The 16,137-nt window shown below is 56.6% G+C and carries 13 protein-coding genes; 5 read left to right on the forward strand and 8 right to left on the reverse strand.

Translation table 11 applies throughout. The features are described 5' to 3' along the window. Nucleotides 1-100: 100 nt before the first annotated feature. Together D1841_RS03345 and D1841_RS03350 are read left to right on the forward strand one after the other, a co-directional pair. A complete protein-coding gene (locus D1841_RS03345) occupies nucleotides 101-805 on the forward strand; it encodes an ABC transporter ATP-binding protein (protein ID WP_160641977.1) in 705 nt (234 codons plus the stop codon). A 28-nt stretch (nucleotides 806-833) separates the two neighbouring features. Continuing rightward, nucleotides 834-4,304 (forward strand): FtsX-like permease family protein, encoded by a 3,471-nt coding sequence (locus D1841_RS03350; protein ID WP_160641978.1) that lies wholly within the window; start codon nucleotides 834-836, stop codon nucleotides 4,302-4,304. 85 nt (nucleotides 4,305-4,389) lie between these two features. On the opposite strand, the gene D1841_RS03355 is transcribed toward D1841_RS03350, so the two are convergent. The 5 genes from D1841_RS03355 to D1841_RS03375 all read right to left on the reverse strand — a co-directional run bounded on the left by D1841_RS03355 (nucleotide 4,390) and on the right by D1841_RS03375 (nucleotide 10,803). Next, on the reverse strand, nucleotides 4,390-5,052 hold the full coding sequence (locus D1841_RS03355; protein WP_160641979.1) for a TrkA family potassium uptake protein: 663 nt from the start codon (nucleotides 5,050-5,052) through the stop codon (nucleotides 4,390-4,392). 20 nt (nucleotides 5,053-5,072) lie between these two features. Further along, nucleotides 5,073-5,693, reverse strand: a complete 621-nt coding sequence (locus D1841_RS03360) for a TrkA family potassium uptake protein (protein WP_160641980.1) — start codon at nucleotides 5,691-5,693, stop codon at nucleotides 5,073-5,075. A 10-nt stretch (nucleotides 5,694-5,703) separates the two neighbouring features. Next, nucleotides 5,704-6,225: an SH3 domain-containing protein gene (locus D1841_RS03365; protein WP_160641981.1), complete on the reverse strand. Its 522-nt coding sequence runs from the start codon at nucleotides 6,223-6,225 to the stop codon at nucleotides 5,704-5,706. Nucleotides 6,226-6,659: 434 nt separating this feature from the next. Continuing rightward, nucleotides 6,660-10,325 (reverse strand): pyruvate:ferredoxin (flavodoxin) oxidoreductase, encoded by a 3,666-nt coding sequence (gene nifJ, locus D1841_RS03370; protein WP_160641982.1) that lies wholly within the window; start codon nucleotides 10,323-10,325, stop codon nucleotides 6,660-6,662. Between the two features lie 235 nt (nucleotides 10,326-10,560). Then, entirely contained in the window at nucleotides 10,561-10,803 is a 243-nt protein-coding gene (locus D1841_RS03375) for a hypothetical protein (protein ID WP_160641983.1), read from the reverse strand. Nucleotides 10,804-10,933: 130 nt separating this feature from the next. Between D1841_RS03375 and D1841_RS03380 the strand changes: the two genes are divergently transcribed. Together D1841_RS03380 and D1841_RS03385 are read left to right on the forward strand one after the other, a co-directional pair. Continuing rightward, nucleotides 10,934-11,176 carry a helix-turn-helix domain-containing protein gene (locus D1841_RS03380; protein WP_160641984.1) on the forward strand — a complete coding sequence of 81 codons (243 nt, stop codon included), beginning with the start codon at nucleotides 10,934-10,936 and terminating at the stop codon, nucleotides 11,174-11,176. A 26-nt stretch (nucleotides 11,177-11,202) separates the two neighbouring features. Next, the gene (locus D1841_RS03385) at nucleotides 11,203-11,433 is read left to right on the forward strand and encodes a helix-turn-helix domain-containing protein (protein WP_160641985.1); all 231 of its coding nucleotides are present in this window, start codon (nucleotides 11,203-11,205) and stop codon (nucleotides 11,431-11,433) included. Nucleotides 11,434-11,484: 51 nt separating this feature from the next. Here the strand turns inward: D1841_RS03385 and D1841_RS03390 are convergent, their stop codons facing one another. Beyond that, a complete protein-coding gene (locus tag D1841_RS03390; protein ID WP_160641986.1) occupies nucleotides 11,485-12,468 on the reverse strand; it encodes a DUF3658 domain-containing protein in 984 nt (327 codons plus the stop codon). Nucleotides 12,469-12,668: 200 nt separating this feature from the next. Between D1841_RS03390 and D1841_RS03395 the strand changes: the two genes are divergently transcribed. Next, nucleotides 12,669-13,991: a hemolysin family protein gene (locus D1841_RS03395; RefSeq protein ID WP_160641987.1), complete on the forward strand. Its 1,323-nt coding sequence runs from the start codon at nucleotides 12,669-12,671 to the stop codon at nucleotides 13,989-13,991. A gap of 152 nt (nucleotides 13,992-14,143) precedes the next feature. On the opposite strand, the gene D1841_RS03400 is transcribed toward D1841_RS03395, so the two are convergent. Together D1841_RS03400 and D1841_RS03405 are read right to left on the reverse strand one after the other, a co-directional pair. Next, nucleotides 14,144-15,352, reverse strand: a complete 1,209-nt coding sequence (locus D1841_RS03400) for a sugar MFS transporter (protein ID WP_160641988.1) — start codon at nucleotides 15,350-15,352, stop codon at nucleotides 14,144-14,146. Between the two features lie 88 nt (nucleotides 15,353-15,440). Further along, the gene (locus D1841_RS03405) at nucleotides 15,441-15,932 is read right to left on the reverse strand and encodes an MGMT family protein (protein WP_160641989.1); all 492 of its coding nucleotides are present in this window, start codon (nucleotides 15,930-15,932) and stop codon (nucleotides 15,441-15,443) included. Between the last annotated feature and the right edge of the window lie 205 nt (nucleotides 15,933-16,137).

Here is a 16,137-nt window from a genome sequence, read left to right on the forward strand (position 1 = left end):
TTGTTTAGGAATCATAATTTGTTCATACTTTTTTGAAACTGCCTTCACACATCCTGTTTATACTTCAAGTATACAAATAAGCGGTCAGGAGGGTATTCTCATGTCGCATTTTATTGAGTTTGAAAACGTGTGCAAATTTTACACGATGGGCGGCAACACCATTGCCGCCGCTGACCACATCAGCTTCTTTGTGGAAAAGGGAGAGTTCTGCGTAATTGTAGGGCCTTCAGGGGCAGGCAAAACCACTGTGCTGAACATGCTGGGAGGCATGGACACCTGTGACGAGGGAACCATCACCCTGGACGGCAATGTGATAAGCGGCTACAATCCCCGGCAGCTCACAGCCTACCGCCGCCATGAAGTGGGCTTTGTGTTCCAGTTTTATAACTTGGTGCAGAATCTGACAGCTTTGGAGAATGTGGAACTGGCAAGCGAAATCTGCCGGGAGCCACTGGATGCCGCCCAAACCCTGCGAGACGTGGGCCTGGGGGACAGGCTGAAAAATTTCCCGGCCCAGCTTTCCGGAGGCGAACAGCAGCGGGTTGCCATTGCCCGGGCCTTGGCCAAAAATCCTAAGCTTCTTTTGTGCGACGAGCCCACAGGCGCTTTAGACTACAACACCGGCAAGGCAGTGCTGGGGCTTTTGCAGGACACCTGCCGCCGCACCGGGCGCACAGTGCTGATTATCACCCACAACGGGGCCTTGACAGCTATGGCAGACCGGGTTATCCGTATAAAGAGCGGCAAGGCCCTCTCCAATGAAGTGAACCCTCATCCCACTCCCGTAGAGGAAATCGAGTGGTAGCAGGAACAAAAGGAGGGCGGGGAATGCTATGAAAAAGACATATTGCAAGTCCATCCTGCGCACTGTGCGCAGCTCCCTCTCCCGGTTCCTGGCGATTTTCGCCATTGTGGCCCTGGGGGTAGGGTTCCTGGCTGGGCTGCTCTCCTCTCCAGGAGACATGCGGGCCTCGGCTGAGCAATATTACGACGACACAGATTTTTACGATTTGCGGGCCGTCTCCACCCTGGGGATGACGGAGGAGGACATCCGCCTGCTGGAGGAAATGGACGGCATAGAGGGCGTAATGCCTGTTCGCGACATGGATTTTGTGGTGGAATCCCAGGAAGGGGATGCCCTCACCCTTCGGATGCACACCTTGCCGGAGGAAGGCGCGCCCAGCATCAACACGCCGGTGCTGATGTCGGGCCGCCTGCCGGAACAGGCCGGGGAATGTGCCGTTATCCTCACAAAGACCCTGATAGAAAAGCGGGACTGGATAGGAGAAACCCTTGCCCTGCAGGACGGGCAGGATCTGGAGGACACAGTGCCTGCCTTCTTCACAGTAGTGGGCACGGTGCAAAGCTCTACCTATCTCTCCATGGAGCAGGAGCACACCTCTGCCGGCAGCGGCACCATTGACATGTTCGCCCTCACTGTGCCGGAAAGCTTCCACACAGACTATTACACTGGCGCCTATCTTACCGCCGAAGGGGTTAAAAACTGGAATTCCTTTGGCGGCGCCTATGAAAAAACGGTGGACGGGCTGCAGGAACGCCTGGAAGCGCTGGGGGAAGATCGGGCCAAAGCGCGGTATGAAGAGATAAAAGGCGAGGCGGAGGCCGAACTGGCTGACGCCAAAGAGGAATATGAAAAGGGCAAGGCCGACGCAGAGCAGGGACTGGCGGAAGCTCTGGACAAGCTTACAGACGGGCAGAAGGAAATTGAGGAAAACCAGCAGAAACTGCTGGACGCGAAGCAGGAGATTGAGGACGGCAAAACCGCCCTTTCGGATAACCGGGCCGCGCTCCAGTCCCAAACCGCCTCTGCCCAGCAGCAGATAGACAGCGGCTATGCCCAGATAAACCAGTATCAGCAGCAGATAGACAGCGGGCGGCGGCAGCTAGACGCCGCCCAGAAAAAGCTGGATGAAGGCAAGGCCCAGGTGGAAGCCGCTGAAAGCCAGCTTCTAAAGGCCAAAGAGCAGCTTGACCAGCAGGAAGCAAACCTCGCTTCCCTGGAAAACAGCAAGGCCCTTTTGTGGGAAGCCGCCAAAGGCCTGGGGCTGGAGGTAAACGACACCTCTGACGCGGCAGCTTTGGCGCTCATCGCGCAGCTAAGCGCTGTTTCCCCGGAAGCGGCAGAGCAGTTTGCCCCCCTGCAAGGAAGCCTGCTGGCCCTGCAGGCCCAGGGCACCGATACCGCCGGGTCCAGGCAGGCTTTGGAAGCGGGAAAAGCGGCGTATGCGCAGAATGCCCAGCAGGTGCAGGCCAGCCGGGCAGAGGTTGACAAGGGCCAAAAGGAACTTTCTGCCCAGCGCGCGAACCTACAAACCCAGCAGGCGGCCCTTTCCGGGCAGAAAGCCCAACTGGATCAAAACGCCGCCCTGCTGCGGCAGTCAAAGCAGGAAGGGGAAAACCAGCTTGCAGAAGCGGAAGCCCAGCTTGCAGACGCCCAGGCCCAGTATGACGATGGCATACAGCAGTTGGAGGATGCCAAAAAGGAACTGGCAGAGGGCCAGAAGGAATATGACGAGGGCAAGGCTAAGGCCGACAAGGAGCTGGCAGATGCCTGGGAGCAGATACTGGACGGAGAAGCCCAGATACGGGATATTGAAGAAGGCCAGTGGTATGTATTTGACCGGATGGACAACACCAGCTACGCAAGCTACGCAGGCAACGCGGACAAAATAGCCGCCATTGCCGCTGTGTTCCCCCTGTTCTTCTTCCTGGTGGCGGCGCTGGTGGCCCTCACCACCATGACCCGCATGGTGGAAGAAGATAGGCAGCAAATCGGCACCTTGAAGGCCCTGGGGTACAGCTCCGGACAGATAGCGGCGAAATACCTGCTGTATGCCGCGGCAGCCAGCCTGGCCGGGTGCGCCATAGGCCTGGCCGTAGGCTCCTGGCTGTTCCCCTCCATTATCATCACAGCCTACAACATTATGTATGACATCCCCTATGTGCTCACACCCTTTAACTGGCTGTATGCCGCCATCGCTTCCATTGCGGCAGTGGTGTGTACCATGGGCGCTACCCTCAACGCCTGCTGGCACGAACTTCGGGAGGTTCCCGCCCGGCTGATGCTGCCCAAAGCTCCCAAAGCGGGAAAACGCATTCTGCTGGAGTATATTACACCCCTGTGGAGCCGCCTGAAATTTACCCAGAAGGTGACCGCCCGAAACCTTATCCGCTATAAGAAGCGGTTTTTCATGACTATAACCGGCATCGCCGGCTGCACAGCTCTGCTGCTGACAGGTTTTGGGGTGAAAGACTCTATCTCTGACATCACTGCCAAGCAGTTTACAGAGCTGAACCACTACCAGCTTACAATAGGCCTGTCAGAGGAAAGCGCTTTAGAAGGCCGTGACCTGCAGGCCATTTTAGAGGATGAAAGCCGGGTGGCAGGCTTCCTGCCCGCCATGCAGGAAGCAGGCACGGTGGTGCCTGCTGGGGACTATCCCGCCGACAGTGTGACCATTTTCGCCCCCTCCGACGTTTCCCTGCTGCCGGAATATTACACCTTCCGCCACAGGACAGACGGCGGGGAAGTTATCTTCGACGAAAACGCGGTTATTATTACGGAAAAGCTGGCAGAGCGCCAGCGCCTGCGAATCGGGGACACAATCATCCTGCAAAATCACAACGAGCAGGAAGCCTCCCTCACCATCACCGATATCTGCGAAAACTATGTCCATCACACTCTGTACCTCTCCCCTGCCGCCTATGAGGAGGCTTTCGGAGAGGCGGCAGAGATGAATTCCATTCTGTGCCGCCTGCCGGAAGGGGAATCGCCCCAGAGCGAGACAGCCTTAACCACTGCCCTGCTCCAGTGCCGGGATGTAGCCATGACCACCTTCAACACAGAGATTTCCCGCAGCTTTGACAACACCATCCAAAGCCTGAACCTGATTGTGGTGGTGCTGATTATCTCCGCCGGGGCCTTGGCCTTTGTGGTGCTGTATAATCTGACCAATATCAACATCACCGAGCGGGAAAAAGAGCTTGCCACTATCAAGGTGCTGGGCTTTTTTGACCGGGAGGTGGCGGCCTATGTATACCGGGAAACAGCCATCCTTACGGTAATCGGCTGTCTTGCAGGGCTGGGCCTGGGCGTGGCCCTGCACCAGTTTGTCATCCGCACAGCAGAAGTGGATATCGTCATGTTTGGCAGAAGCGTGTACCCTTTAAGCTACCTGTGGTCTGCCCTGCTGACCCTGCTGTTCAGCGTGTTAGTGAACCTGGTGATGGGCAGGAAGCTGAAAAATATCAGCATGGTGGAAAGCATGAAAGCCCCGGAATAATCCCTTTCCCAAGCTGAAAAGCCTGCTTTACAGCAAACAAAAAAGGATCCCCTCTGCGGGATCCTTTTTCTTATACAAATGTATTTTACTTTGTTTCTGAAAGCACTCTGCGCAGGGCTTTCTGGCTGCGCTCTTCGCTGACAGCCACCAGCTCGTCCCCAGGGTTCAGCACTGTTGCGCCGTTAGGGATAGTCAGTTCCCCCTGGCGGATGACGGAAATCACCAAAGCGCCTTTTGGCAGCTTCATATCCATCAGGCGCACCCCGGCCCAGGCTGTATCAGGACTTAACGTGATGGAGCTTATCTCCCCCTTGCCCTTGTTCAGGCTGGCAATCAGGTGCATGTGGGCCATATCCGCCTCCTGCTCAATCATCTTTGTCAGGATGTCCGTACTGCTCACAATATTGTGGATGCCCAGCGCCCGGAATGTGCTGGCGTTGCGGGGATCGTTCACCCGCACAATTACCTTTTTCGCCCCAAAATGGTTCTGGGCCAGTTGGGCACACACCAGGTTATCCTGATCCACCCCTGTCACTGCCATCACGCAATCTGCGCCATAGGTGCCTGCCGCCTCTAATACAGGCACATGGGTGCCGTCTCCAGGGTAAATGGCAGCATCCAAAGCGTCCGCCAGTTCCCGGCAGCGTGCTCTGTCTTTCTCCACCAGCGTCACAGAATGCCTGCGCTCCAGCAGCGCCCGGGCCAGATTCCACCCAGCCTTGCCGCCGCCCACAATTACCATCTGCATGAGGGCTTCCTCCCTTTCGCCTAATCAATCACCCTGCTGTACACCACCAGATCCCCGGCCTCCAGCGCCAGCGGTTCCCCCTGGAAAAGCAGGAACCGCCCGCCTTTCTTAATCAGACCAAACAGGCCCTCCTCTGGGGCAGGCTCCAGGTGCGCTGTGGTGTGGCCTGCCATTTTCCGCTCCACCAAACGGGACTGCAAGGAGATAGTTGCCTCCCCAAAGGTGACCTGCCGGGCCTGGAAAGGGCTTATCAGCGCTGCCGCCAGCTTGTCCGCCGCCATGTTGGTAGGGCAGGCCGTAAGCAGGCCGGCCTTCTGGAAAATGCTCTCCCTGTCCGGATCGGAAATCCGCGCCACAACCTTGGGCACGCCAAAAACATCCTTGGCCATCTGCCCCACAGCAATATTCAGGTTGTCATCTGAGGTCACAGCCGCCACCGCGTCGCAGCCTTCAATGCCAGCCTGCCGCAGGGCATTCATGTCCATGGGAAAGCCCTGGGCTGTCACCCCCTGAAAACTATCGCTGAGCTGGGCCAGATTGTCCTCGCTCTCGTCCACAATGGACACGCTGTGGCCCAGTTCATCCAGCATCTGGGCAATCCGCCTGCCCAGCAGACCGCCTCCAACAATCAAAATATTCATAGCAAAAGCTTTACTCCCCGTCCTCGTCATCGCCGCCGGAAGATGCCAGAGAACTGTCCTCCTCCTTGGAAGAGGCAGAGTTATCCTTATCCTCGTCCTTGCCGCTGGTTTTGCTATCCTTGCCGGCTTCTTCTTTCAGCTTGTTATATTCGTCCAGGGTTACTTCCACCACCTCTACATATTCGGCAGAAACATAGGCCGCTTTGCCGTTATAGGAAACCTGGTACCAGCCGTCTTTTTCGTCCTCTACCAGCAATGCCAGCTTGGATCCGTTTTTAGCAAGGCCCAGTTTGTCCCCGTCAGTAGATCCCTTGGAGCGGACATTCAACCCGTCATCCGCTTTTACCTTTACAGCCTTTGCCATCTGCTCCGGCGTGGGGGAAGGTGACACAGCAATTGGCGTAACTGTGCTGCTGCCTGTCCCGGAACTGCTGGGCAAGCTGCTGTCATTCTTCTTGTCATCCTCCCCGCAGGCGGACAGCAGCGCCGCCGTCATGCATAAACCTAAAACCAGGCACATCCATCTTTTCATAAAACGCACTCCTCCCTTTGCCCGCGGCCAAGCTCCTGCCCTGCCGCGTGTTGCTATGCTTATTGTACCATAATTAGAAGAAAAGTCCAATGGTTTTTTTCTTTTTTTCATAAATCCCCATTCCTTCCCGCTAAAAAAGTTACCACCCCCATATAGGCAGGGCAGGAAAAAGCCCTTAAATTCTTTCCTGTTTATAGTTAACGCAGTTCAAAAGAGACAGAAACCCTCTTTTGAACCAGGTGGCTCAGCCGCTCAACTTGAAAATCGGGATGTACCGATTTTCAAGTGCGTTTACTATATTAGACGGCGGATGGGAAGCTTTGGCAACATGCCTTGAAAAAATTTTTCCCGGCAAAAAGCAGAGGGGCCTGCCCGGCGAACCAGACAAGCCCCTCTTTCAGGAGACATATAGATTTAAAAGGAAATTTTTCCCATTATTCCGCCATCTTCTTCAGCTTCGCATACTTCTCTGCTGCATACTTCTCAGCGTTTGCGAACAGCGTCTCGGCGCGCTCCGGGAAGGAACGGGTCAGGCTGTTATAGCGCACTTCGCCCATGATAAAGTCGCGGTAGGAAGCGGAAGGCTCCTTGCTGTCGAGCTGGAAGGGGTTCTCCCCTGCGTCAGCCCGGCGGGGGTCGAAGCGGAAGTTGTGCCAGTAGCCAGCGGCCACGGCCTTCTTCTCTTCTACCATGGAAACGCCCATGCCGCCTTTGATGCCATGGTTGATGCAGGGCGCGTAAGCCAGGATGATGGAGGGGCCATTGTAGCTCTCAGCCTCGGAGAAGGCTTTGATGCACTGGTTCATGTCGGCGCCCATGGCAACCTGGGCCACGTACACATAGCCATAGCTCATGGCGATAGCCGCCAGATCCTTCTTCTTCTGGGCCTTGCCAGTAGCGGCAAACTGGGCTACAGAGCCGCAGGGAGTGGACTTGCTGGCCTGTCCGCCGGTGTTGGAGTACACCTCGGTGTCGAACACCAGGATGTTGATGTTCTCGCCGGAAGCCAGGGCATGGTCAACGCCGCCGAAGCCGATATCATAGGCCCAGCCGTCGCCGCCCAGAATCCACATGGACTTCTTGGCAAGGTAATCCTTGTCCTTCAAAATCTCCAGAGCCAGGGTGCAGGCTTCGCAGTCGCAATACTTCTCGCCTGCGGCCTTGCGGGCCTGGGCATGTGCCAGGAACTCGGGAGCCTTGTCACCAAAGACTTCCTGAGCCTTGGGAGAGCTGGCAAAAGCGATGTTCTCGTCCACAGTCATCACGCCGTTCTCCAGGGCCGCGATATAAGCCTCGGCAGCGGGGCCGTTGGACTTGCTGTCCCACATGGTGTCCATCCAGGCTTTGGCGGCTTCCTTGATTTCGGGCACGCAATATTCAATGGCGCACAGCTTCTCGGTCAGCTCCTTGAGGCGGCCGCGCACGGCGTTCTGGGCCAGGGTCATGCCCAGGCCGAACTCGGCGTTGTCCTCAAACAGGGAGTTTTCCCAAGCGGGGCCGTGGCCCTTCTTGTTGACAGTGTAGGGAGTGGCAGGTGCGGAACCGCCCCAGATGGAAGAGCAGCCGGTAGCGTTGGCGATAAACATCTTGTCGCCAAAGAGCTGTGTGGCCAGCTTCGCATAGGGAGTCTCGCCGCAGCCGCCGCAGGCGCCGGAGAACTCCAGCAGGGGCTGCTTGAACTGGCTGCCCTTGACGGAAGTCTCTTTGAACTTCTCGGAAACAGCTTCCTTAACAGGCAGGTCGATAGCATAGTTGAACACAGCCTGCTGGGGCCGCTGGGAGTCGATGGGGGCCATCTGCAGGGCCTTGGTCTTGGCGGGGCAGGTGGTCACGCAGGAGCCGCAGCCTGTGCAGTCCAAGGTGGAGATAACCATGGCAAAGTTCATGCCGGGCACGCCTGTCATGGGCTTGCTCTTAATGGCCTCAGGCGCGTTCTTCACTTCCTCATCGGTCATGGCGATGGGACGGATAACGGCATGGGGGCACACATAGGAGCACTGGTTGCACTGGATGCAGTTTTCCGGAATCCACTGGGGCACGTCCACAGCCACGCCGCGCTTCTCGTAAGCGGCGGTGCCCTGGGGGCTGGTGCCGTCGGCATACTTCTCGAAGGTGGAGACGGGCAGATCCTTGCCGTGGAAGGAGTTCACGGGGAACACCACGTTGTTGACATAATCCACCAGCTCCTGACGGCTGCCTGTGGCAACCTTCTTCTGGCTGTCGTCTACAGCGTCCTTCCAGGCGGCGGGCACGTCTACCTTCACATAGCCGGTAGCGCCACGGTCGATAGCGTCGTGGTTCATCTTGACCACGGCCTCGCCCTTGCGTCCATAGGACTTCTGGGCCGCGTCCTTCATATACTGGATGGCATCCTCAGCGGGGATGATCTTGGCGATGGAGAAGAAAGCGGACTGGAGCACGGTGTTGGTGCGGGTGCCCAGGCCCAGCTCCTTGCCGATGGCAAAGGCGTCGATGGTGTAGAAGTTGATGTCATTGTCGGCAATGAACTTCTTCACCTTGCCGGGCAGGCGGTCGTTGAGCTCCTCGGCGTTCCAGGCGCAGTTGAGCAGGAAGCTGCCGCCCTTCTTCAGATCCTGCACCATGTCATAAGTCTCCAGGTAAGCAGGGTTGGAGCAGGCCACGAAGTCCGCCTTGGAGATATAGTAGGTGGACTTGATGGGGGTGTGGCCGAAGCGCAGGTGGCTGATGGTAAGTCCCCCGGACTTCTTGGAGTCATAGTCGAAGTAGCCCTGGGCATACATGTCGGTGTGGTCGCCGATGATCTTGATGGAGTTCTTGTTGGCGCCCACAGTGCCGTCGGAACCCAGGCCCCAGAACTTGCAGGAGGTGGTGCCCGCGGGAGCGGTATCCGGGTCTTCCTTCACTTCCAGAGACAGATGGGTCACATCGTCCACAATGCCGATGGTGAAGCGCTTCTTGGGTTCGGCGCTCTCCATGTTGCGGTATACGGCGATGATGTCGCTGGGCTTGGTGTCCTTGCTGCCCAGGCCGTAGCGGCCGGAGTATACGGGGCACACGCCGAACTGGGTGCCGTTGATGGCGGCCAGCACGTCCAGGTACAGAGGCTCGCCGATGGAGCCGGGCTCCTTGGTGCGGTCCAGCACGGAGATGGTCTTCACCGTCTCAGGCAGCACGTCCAGCAGGTACTTTGCCACGAAGGGGCGGTACAGGTGGACTTTCACCAGGCCAACCTTCTCCCCGGCGGCCATCAGGTAGTCGATGACTTCCTCGATAGTCTCGCAGGCGGAACCCATGGCGATGATGACCTTGTCGGCATCGGGAGCGCCGTAATAGTTGAAGGGCTTGTAATCTGTGCCGATCTTCTCGTTGACCCTGTTCATGTAGTCAACCACAACCTGGGGCACAGCGTCATAATACTTGTTGCAGGCTTCACGGGCCTGGAAGAAGATGTCGCCGTTCTGGGCCTGGCCCCGGAGCACGGGGTGCTCAGGATTCAGGGCATTACGGCGGAACTCGTTTACAGCGTCCCAGTCCAGCATCTCGCCCAGATCCTCATAGTCCCAGGTCTCGATCTTCTGCACTTCGTGGGAGGTGCGGAAACCGTCAAAGAAATGGAGGAAAGGCACCTTGCCCTTAATGGCGGACAGGTGGGCCACAGCGCCCAGATCCATAACCTCCTGGGGGGAGTTGGCGCACAGCATGGCATAGCCGGTCTGGCGGCAGGCATACACGTCGGAGTGGTCGCCGAAGATGTTCAGGGCATGGGTGGCCACGGTACGGGCGGAGACGTGGATGACGCTGGGTAGCAGCTCGCCGGCGATCTTGTACATGTTGGGGATCATCAGCAGCAGGCCCTGGCTGGCTGTGTAGGTGGTGGTCAGCGCGCCGGCGGCAAGGGAGCCGTGGACAGCGCCGGCGGCGCCGGCCTCAGACTGCATCTCGGTGACGCGCACCTCACGGCCGAACAGGTTCTTCCGCCCGGCGGCGGCATACTTGTCGGTTTCGTCAGCCATCACGGAAGAGGGCGTGATGGGGTAGATGGCGGCAACGTCTGTAAAGGCATAAGAGACATGCGCGGCGGCGTTGTTGCCATCCATGGTTTTCATTTTTCTTGCCATAATAACGATTTCCTCCTTTTAGGATGATCGGAACTGCTCCATCGGGCATTTGGGCGCGACAAAACGCCGGGACATGCCCGTGTTGTTTTATTCTACCATTTTTTTCGAGTGCTGTAAAGGCAAAAATCAGCCTTTTGCAAAATTTTTACGGAAGGCTGCGGGGCTCATCCTGCCTGCCGCGCTTTTCCTCATTATTGCAGAAACAGGACGGCTTCCCCGCCCCCTCCCGCTTTGTTTACGGTTTCTTTTCCAAACTTTTCAAAATCCTCCGGCCTGCCTCCTGGGAAACGAGATCCGGCAAAGCCGCCACATAGACGCACCCACAGAACCCGCACACCGCGCACAGCACCAAGCCGATGGCGCGAACCCTCCCGCGGCCATAGCCTTTGTCCTCCATAGCCTGGTTCATAGCTATGACAATCGTAATGTGGACTGCCAGCGCCAGTATCACCAGCGCAATTATAAAACCTGTGCTCATGTTCCTGTCCCCTTTCTGGAATAAAAATCTCCCAATTATCATAAACCATTTTGGTATCTATTGTCAATATGCCATTTTGTCATGTCTATACTTTCTGGTAAAGACCCAATACAAAAATGGGAGATGGACTATGCTTCAGAGGATAAAAGACTTACGGGAAGATCATGATTTATTCCAAAAGGACGTGGCGGCATACCTGCAATGCTCGCAGGTATGCTATTCCCGCTACGAACGCGGTGACCGTGAGATTCCTTTAAATGTGCTCATCAAATTGAGCCAGTTTTATAACACCAGCACAGACTATTTGTTGGGCCTCACCGATGAGCCAAAGCCTTACCCAAGAAGGCCCCCTAAAAAGACCTATCTGCCGTAAGACAGTTAAGGAGGGAGGGCGTATTTATGTACCAGAAGATTCGGGATTTGCGTGAAGATATGGACTTGAAGCAGCAGGCTTTAGCAACCTACCTCCACTGTACACAAGCTTGCTACTCAAATTATGAACTGGGCTATCGGGACATTCCTACAGAAGTGCTCATCAAACTCAGCGAATTTTACAACACCAGCGTGGATTACCTGCTGGAACTAACTGACGAGCCAAAGCCTTATCCCCGGAAAAAGCGCAGACGCTAAAAAGGGTGGCAGCTATGCTGCCACCCTTTTTATTTTCAACAAGTTTTAAGGTTAAGCCCATTTAAAAAAGGGCTTACAGGGTGTGGGACGCTCTCCCACGACTTTACGCAAAATCCTGTGATAACCTGGCTCATCCTTCTCCGGCTGGGTGACAGCCTCCAAAAGGCCCGCCCGGATAAAGGCTTCTATGCGCCTTGCCACCCAGCCGTCGCCTATCCCCAGCCGGTATCTGCCCAGCACGCGCCCCACCACCACAGCCTCCTGGAATTCCCTGCCCTGAACCGCGATTTCCCGGGCAATAAAGGGGTCGTAAAACTCCTCCGGCACGCTTACCAGCCGGCCGTTCACCACCGCCCGCAGCGGCGCGTTTTCCTCCTGCAGCTCCCCCCAGCGGTTTTGGAGCATCCTGGCCCAGGCCGTGGAAAGCTTCCTCCCCTCCCCCGCCAGCCGCCCCCACTGATGCGGCTCCGCCTCCGCCCAGGACTGGTACGCCGTCAGCGTCCCCGCTTCCCACTCCCTGCATGGCGGCAGGGGCACGCAGGTGCATGAGAGGCTTTCCAGCCCCAAAGGCCGGAGCTGTTCCAAGAGCCAGCAGAGGCCGCAGGCTTCGTCCGGGCTTCCGCTGGCCCACACCCGGAAAGGCTCTCCCAGGGCAGCCCCCTCTAAAAGCCGCTTCAGGCTCTGCCGCCCGGTTTCCGCCATTGCCTGTGCCGCTTCCGCCCCTTCCGGGCAGGTTCCCAGAAGCTCTTTCAGCACCTGCTCCCGCTGGGGGCCTATGTCCTCTCCAGAAATGTCCCCCACGCTTTCGCACAGGGGGAAGCACAGCACGTCTCCAGGGCTTCCCTCCAGAGGCACAGCCTGTTCCCAGGCCCTGCGCTCTTGCTCCCGGGCCTGCTGTATTAGCGCACGCTGTTCCGCTTTTGTCAGGCCGTCTCCCCCGATAATGCCTATAACGTGGCTTTCTGTCACGTCTTTGCGGGCCAGGGCGCATTTCAGGCTTCCGGCGGCGCTATCGCTGAACACAACCTCCATCATGGCTGTTTCCCTCCTCTTAGCTCCGTTTATTAATTATTAGTATAGCATTTTTAACGGGCACAGGCAAGGAAAGCCGCGCTTTTTAAGCTTTTTAAACAGTATATCATGCCCTTTTGCGGAGAACATTTGACAAACCCTGGCCTTTCCTGTAAAATAAACGCAAAGCAACTAAATTTCACCCCGAAAGGAGTTTCCTTTTCATGCCTCCCGAACCTGACGGTACGCTTGCCGTTTCCACTGTGCTCACAGTCTTATGCCTGCTGCTTGCCGCGCTGTACGCGGCGGGGGAATCTGCTGTGGGGTGCTTATCCCCCTCCCAGGTGAAAAAAGACGCTGAGTCCGGCGACAAAAAGGCTCAAACCCTCCTAAAGGTTTTGCAGGCCCAAAATGGCGCCGTTACCCCCTTGCAGCTAGGGCTTTTCTTTTGCGGGCTTTTAGGGCTGAGCTTGTGCATCAGCGGCTTCTGGCCCCCGGCCCAAGAGGGCCTGCAGCCTTTGAAGCTGGCCCCTGTCCTCTCCTGCCTGCTGGTATCCCTGTGTTACATGCTGGTGTTTTTCCTCTTTGCCGATCTGCTCCCTAAAAAGAGCGCCCGCCACGGGGCTGAAAGCTTTTGTAAGCGCTGGGCCAGCCTTATCTGGGTGCTTTCCTGTCTGGCGCGGCCCCTGCTCCTGCTTTCCACCTGGATTGCAAACGGCCTTTTGCGCCTGTTCCACATCGATCCCCATGCCCTGGAGGACGCTATGACCGAGGAGGAAATCCTCCAGATGGTGGGCAAGGGCGAGGAGCGGGGCGTTATTGAGGAGACAGAAAAGGATATGATAGCCAATATACTGGACTTTAATGACACCACCGCCGGGGAAACCATGACACACCGCACAGACATTATCGCTGTGGAGGACACCGCCCCTATCCGGGAGCTGGTGGAAGCTGCCGTAGAGCATGGGTGTTCCCGCCTGCCGGTATACCATGAGGATATCGACTCTGTGGTGGGCATCTGCTATGCCAAGGATTTGCTGCCCTATGTAGGGGCGGACATCCCCCAGGGCCTCTCCCTTACAGACTTTATGCGCCCTGCCTACTTTATCCCGGAAACAAAGAAGTGCAGTTCCCTTTTTACGGAAATGACGGAGCGCAAGGTGCAGATAGCCATTGTGGTGGATGAATACGGCGGCACGGCAGGGCTTATTACCCTGGAAGATCTGATGGAATCCATTGTGGGGAACATACAGGACGAGTATGACAACGAGGAGGACGAATTTTTCCGACTCTCCGAGAGGGCCTTTACAGTGGACGGTTCTGCCGCCATTGACGAGGTGTCGGATTTGGCCGGGGTGGAGCTGCCCGAAGGAGACTATGACACCATCGCCGGGCTTGTAACAGAGTTGCTGGGCCGCATCCCCAAGGAAGGGGAGCGCCCCCAGGTGCAGGTGGCGGGGCTGACGGTTACCGTACTGAAAATTGAGGATCAGCGCCTTTCCCGGCTGCTGCTGGTAAAGGATCTTCCTGTCCCCCAGGAGAAATAGATGTCCGCTTAAAAGCTTAAAGGCAAGACAGACCCTGGCGGTTTGTCTTGCCTTTTTAGTGCTGTGCAGCCTGCTATTAAAGTTATCAATAAAAGAACCGTTCAAAAGAAGCCTACTGCTGCTGACGAAGAAAAGCGCTTTAAAAAATACGGTTATGCGGTCTTTTGAAAACGCCGGGAAAGAAGCAGGCACAGGATAAGCACCATGGGGAACAGGGCTGCCCCCAGCATACCGGCCTTCAATCCCCACTGCTCCCCGCGTCCCAGCCCCAGGGCGATGTCGCTTACAGCGCCTGTAAGGGCAGGGCCTAAGGAGCAGCCGATGTCCCCGCACACTGCCAGCACGCCAAACATGGCCGTGCCCCCTTTGGGATAGGCGGCGGCAGTGGCGCTGAGAACCCCGGGCCACATCAGGCTGATGGAAAACCCACACAGGGAACAGCACAGCAGGGAAACCAGGGGTATGGAAAACAGGGCTGCTCCCAGATAGCACCCTGCGCAGAGGCAGGCGGTACACAGCAAGGCCCGGTTTAAATCCAGCTTTTCCCCCCAGATTCCGTAAATAGTACGCCCAATCCCCATGAATACGGCGAAAAGGCAGGGGCCAAGCAGATCGCCCATGACCTTGGGCACCCCCAGGGCCTTTTCCGCGAAAAGGGAACTCCACTGGCTCATGGCCAGCTCGGAGGCCCCGGCGCACAGCATAAGCATCATGGCGGTTATAAAAACGCCGGATCGGAACAGGGTTTTTAAGGGGGACTTTTCCTCCTCCGGCACAGTAGGCCGCAGGGGCACTGTGGCAAAGGCCACGCAGTTATAGGCAGGCAGCAAGGCCCAGAAAAGGGGCAGCACCCACCACAGCCCCTCTCCCAGCAGGCGCACTGCCAGGGTGGTCAGCAGCACCACTGCCACCTGGCCCCAGCAGTAGAAGGAGTGGAGCAGGCTCATTTTGGCGTCCTTGGCGTCTGAGGGCAGGGAGTCGATAATGGGGCTAATAATCACCTCTACCATGCCGCCGCCAATGGCGCTGACCGCCGTGGCGATGGCAAGGCCCGCAAAGGGAGAAGGCAGCACCCGGGGCAGAAGCCCCAGCAGCGTAAGCCCTAAAGCGCTGCACACATGGGCCATGACAGCGGCGGCCCGGTAGCCCATTTTGTCGACAAAGCGCACGCACAGCAGGTCTACCAGGATTTGGGTGACAAAGTTAAAGAGGATCAGGGAGGAAATCATGGCGTAGGAAACGCCGAATTCCTTTTGGAAAATGACGAAAAGCAGGGGGCTTATGTTGTTGACAATCCCTTGGACAATGTATCCCCGGTAACAGGCCATCCGGGTGCTTTTATAGGAGATGGTTTCAGGCATAAAGGCAGTCCTTTCCCGGTCATTTTGAAGCATACTATTCTATTATAGTCAAAAACCGGAAATTTGGGAACTGCCTGGAGCCAGAAAATCAGGGGGCAAGCGCGGAGAAATCCACAAGGAAATCTTCAAAATTTTGTATATAATACCGGATATTCTTCCTCCCCCGCTGCAGAACCCTGTGGCCCTCTGCCTCCAGCTTTTCCTTCTGGGCCAACACGCCGCCAGGATATTTGGGGTTCAGCTCCCCATCGGCTTTCAAGGTGCGCCAGTAGGGCGTTTCGTCCCCCTGCCGCTGGAAGCTGGCCCAGGCCGCGATGGAGACAAAAATACCCGCTGTAATAGGCTCGGTAAAGTCTGCACTGTTTATCCGGGCCAGGTGTTCCCGCAAAGCCCCCACTGTAGTGAGCCTGCCAAAGGGCACCAGCCGCATCAGGCGGTCATACTCCAGGGGCGGAGCGAAAAACATGTTGTCCCCGCCATACTTCTCAATGCTTTTCCGGTCTGTAAGCTTCTGGAATTTGGGCATGTCCTTGCTGTCCTGCAGCATGGCGTTAAAATCTTTTTTATCCTCGTTTGCCAATTTGCATCGCCTCCATCACCAGTATACCCCTCTTTTAGCAGCAGTGCAATGAGGCTGTTTTCTTTTTTGCATCTGCTGCAGCCTGAGAGATGAAAATATTTGTGCGGGCTGGAAGGTTTTTTCAAAAATGGGATTGCTTTTTTTGGTGGGAATCTATATAATAAAACTAAATAGGACAGAGAAAGCTTTCTGCCCCATCATAAAA

The organism is Neglectibacter sp. X4 (genome assembly GCF_009917365.1).
GTDB lineage: Bacteria > Bacillota > Clostridia > Oscillospirales > Acutalibacteraceae > Acutalibacter.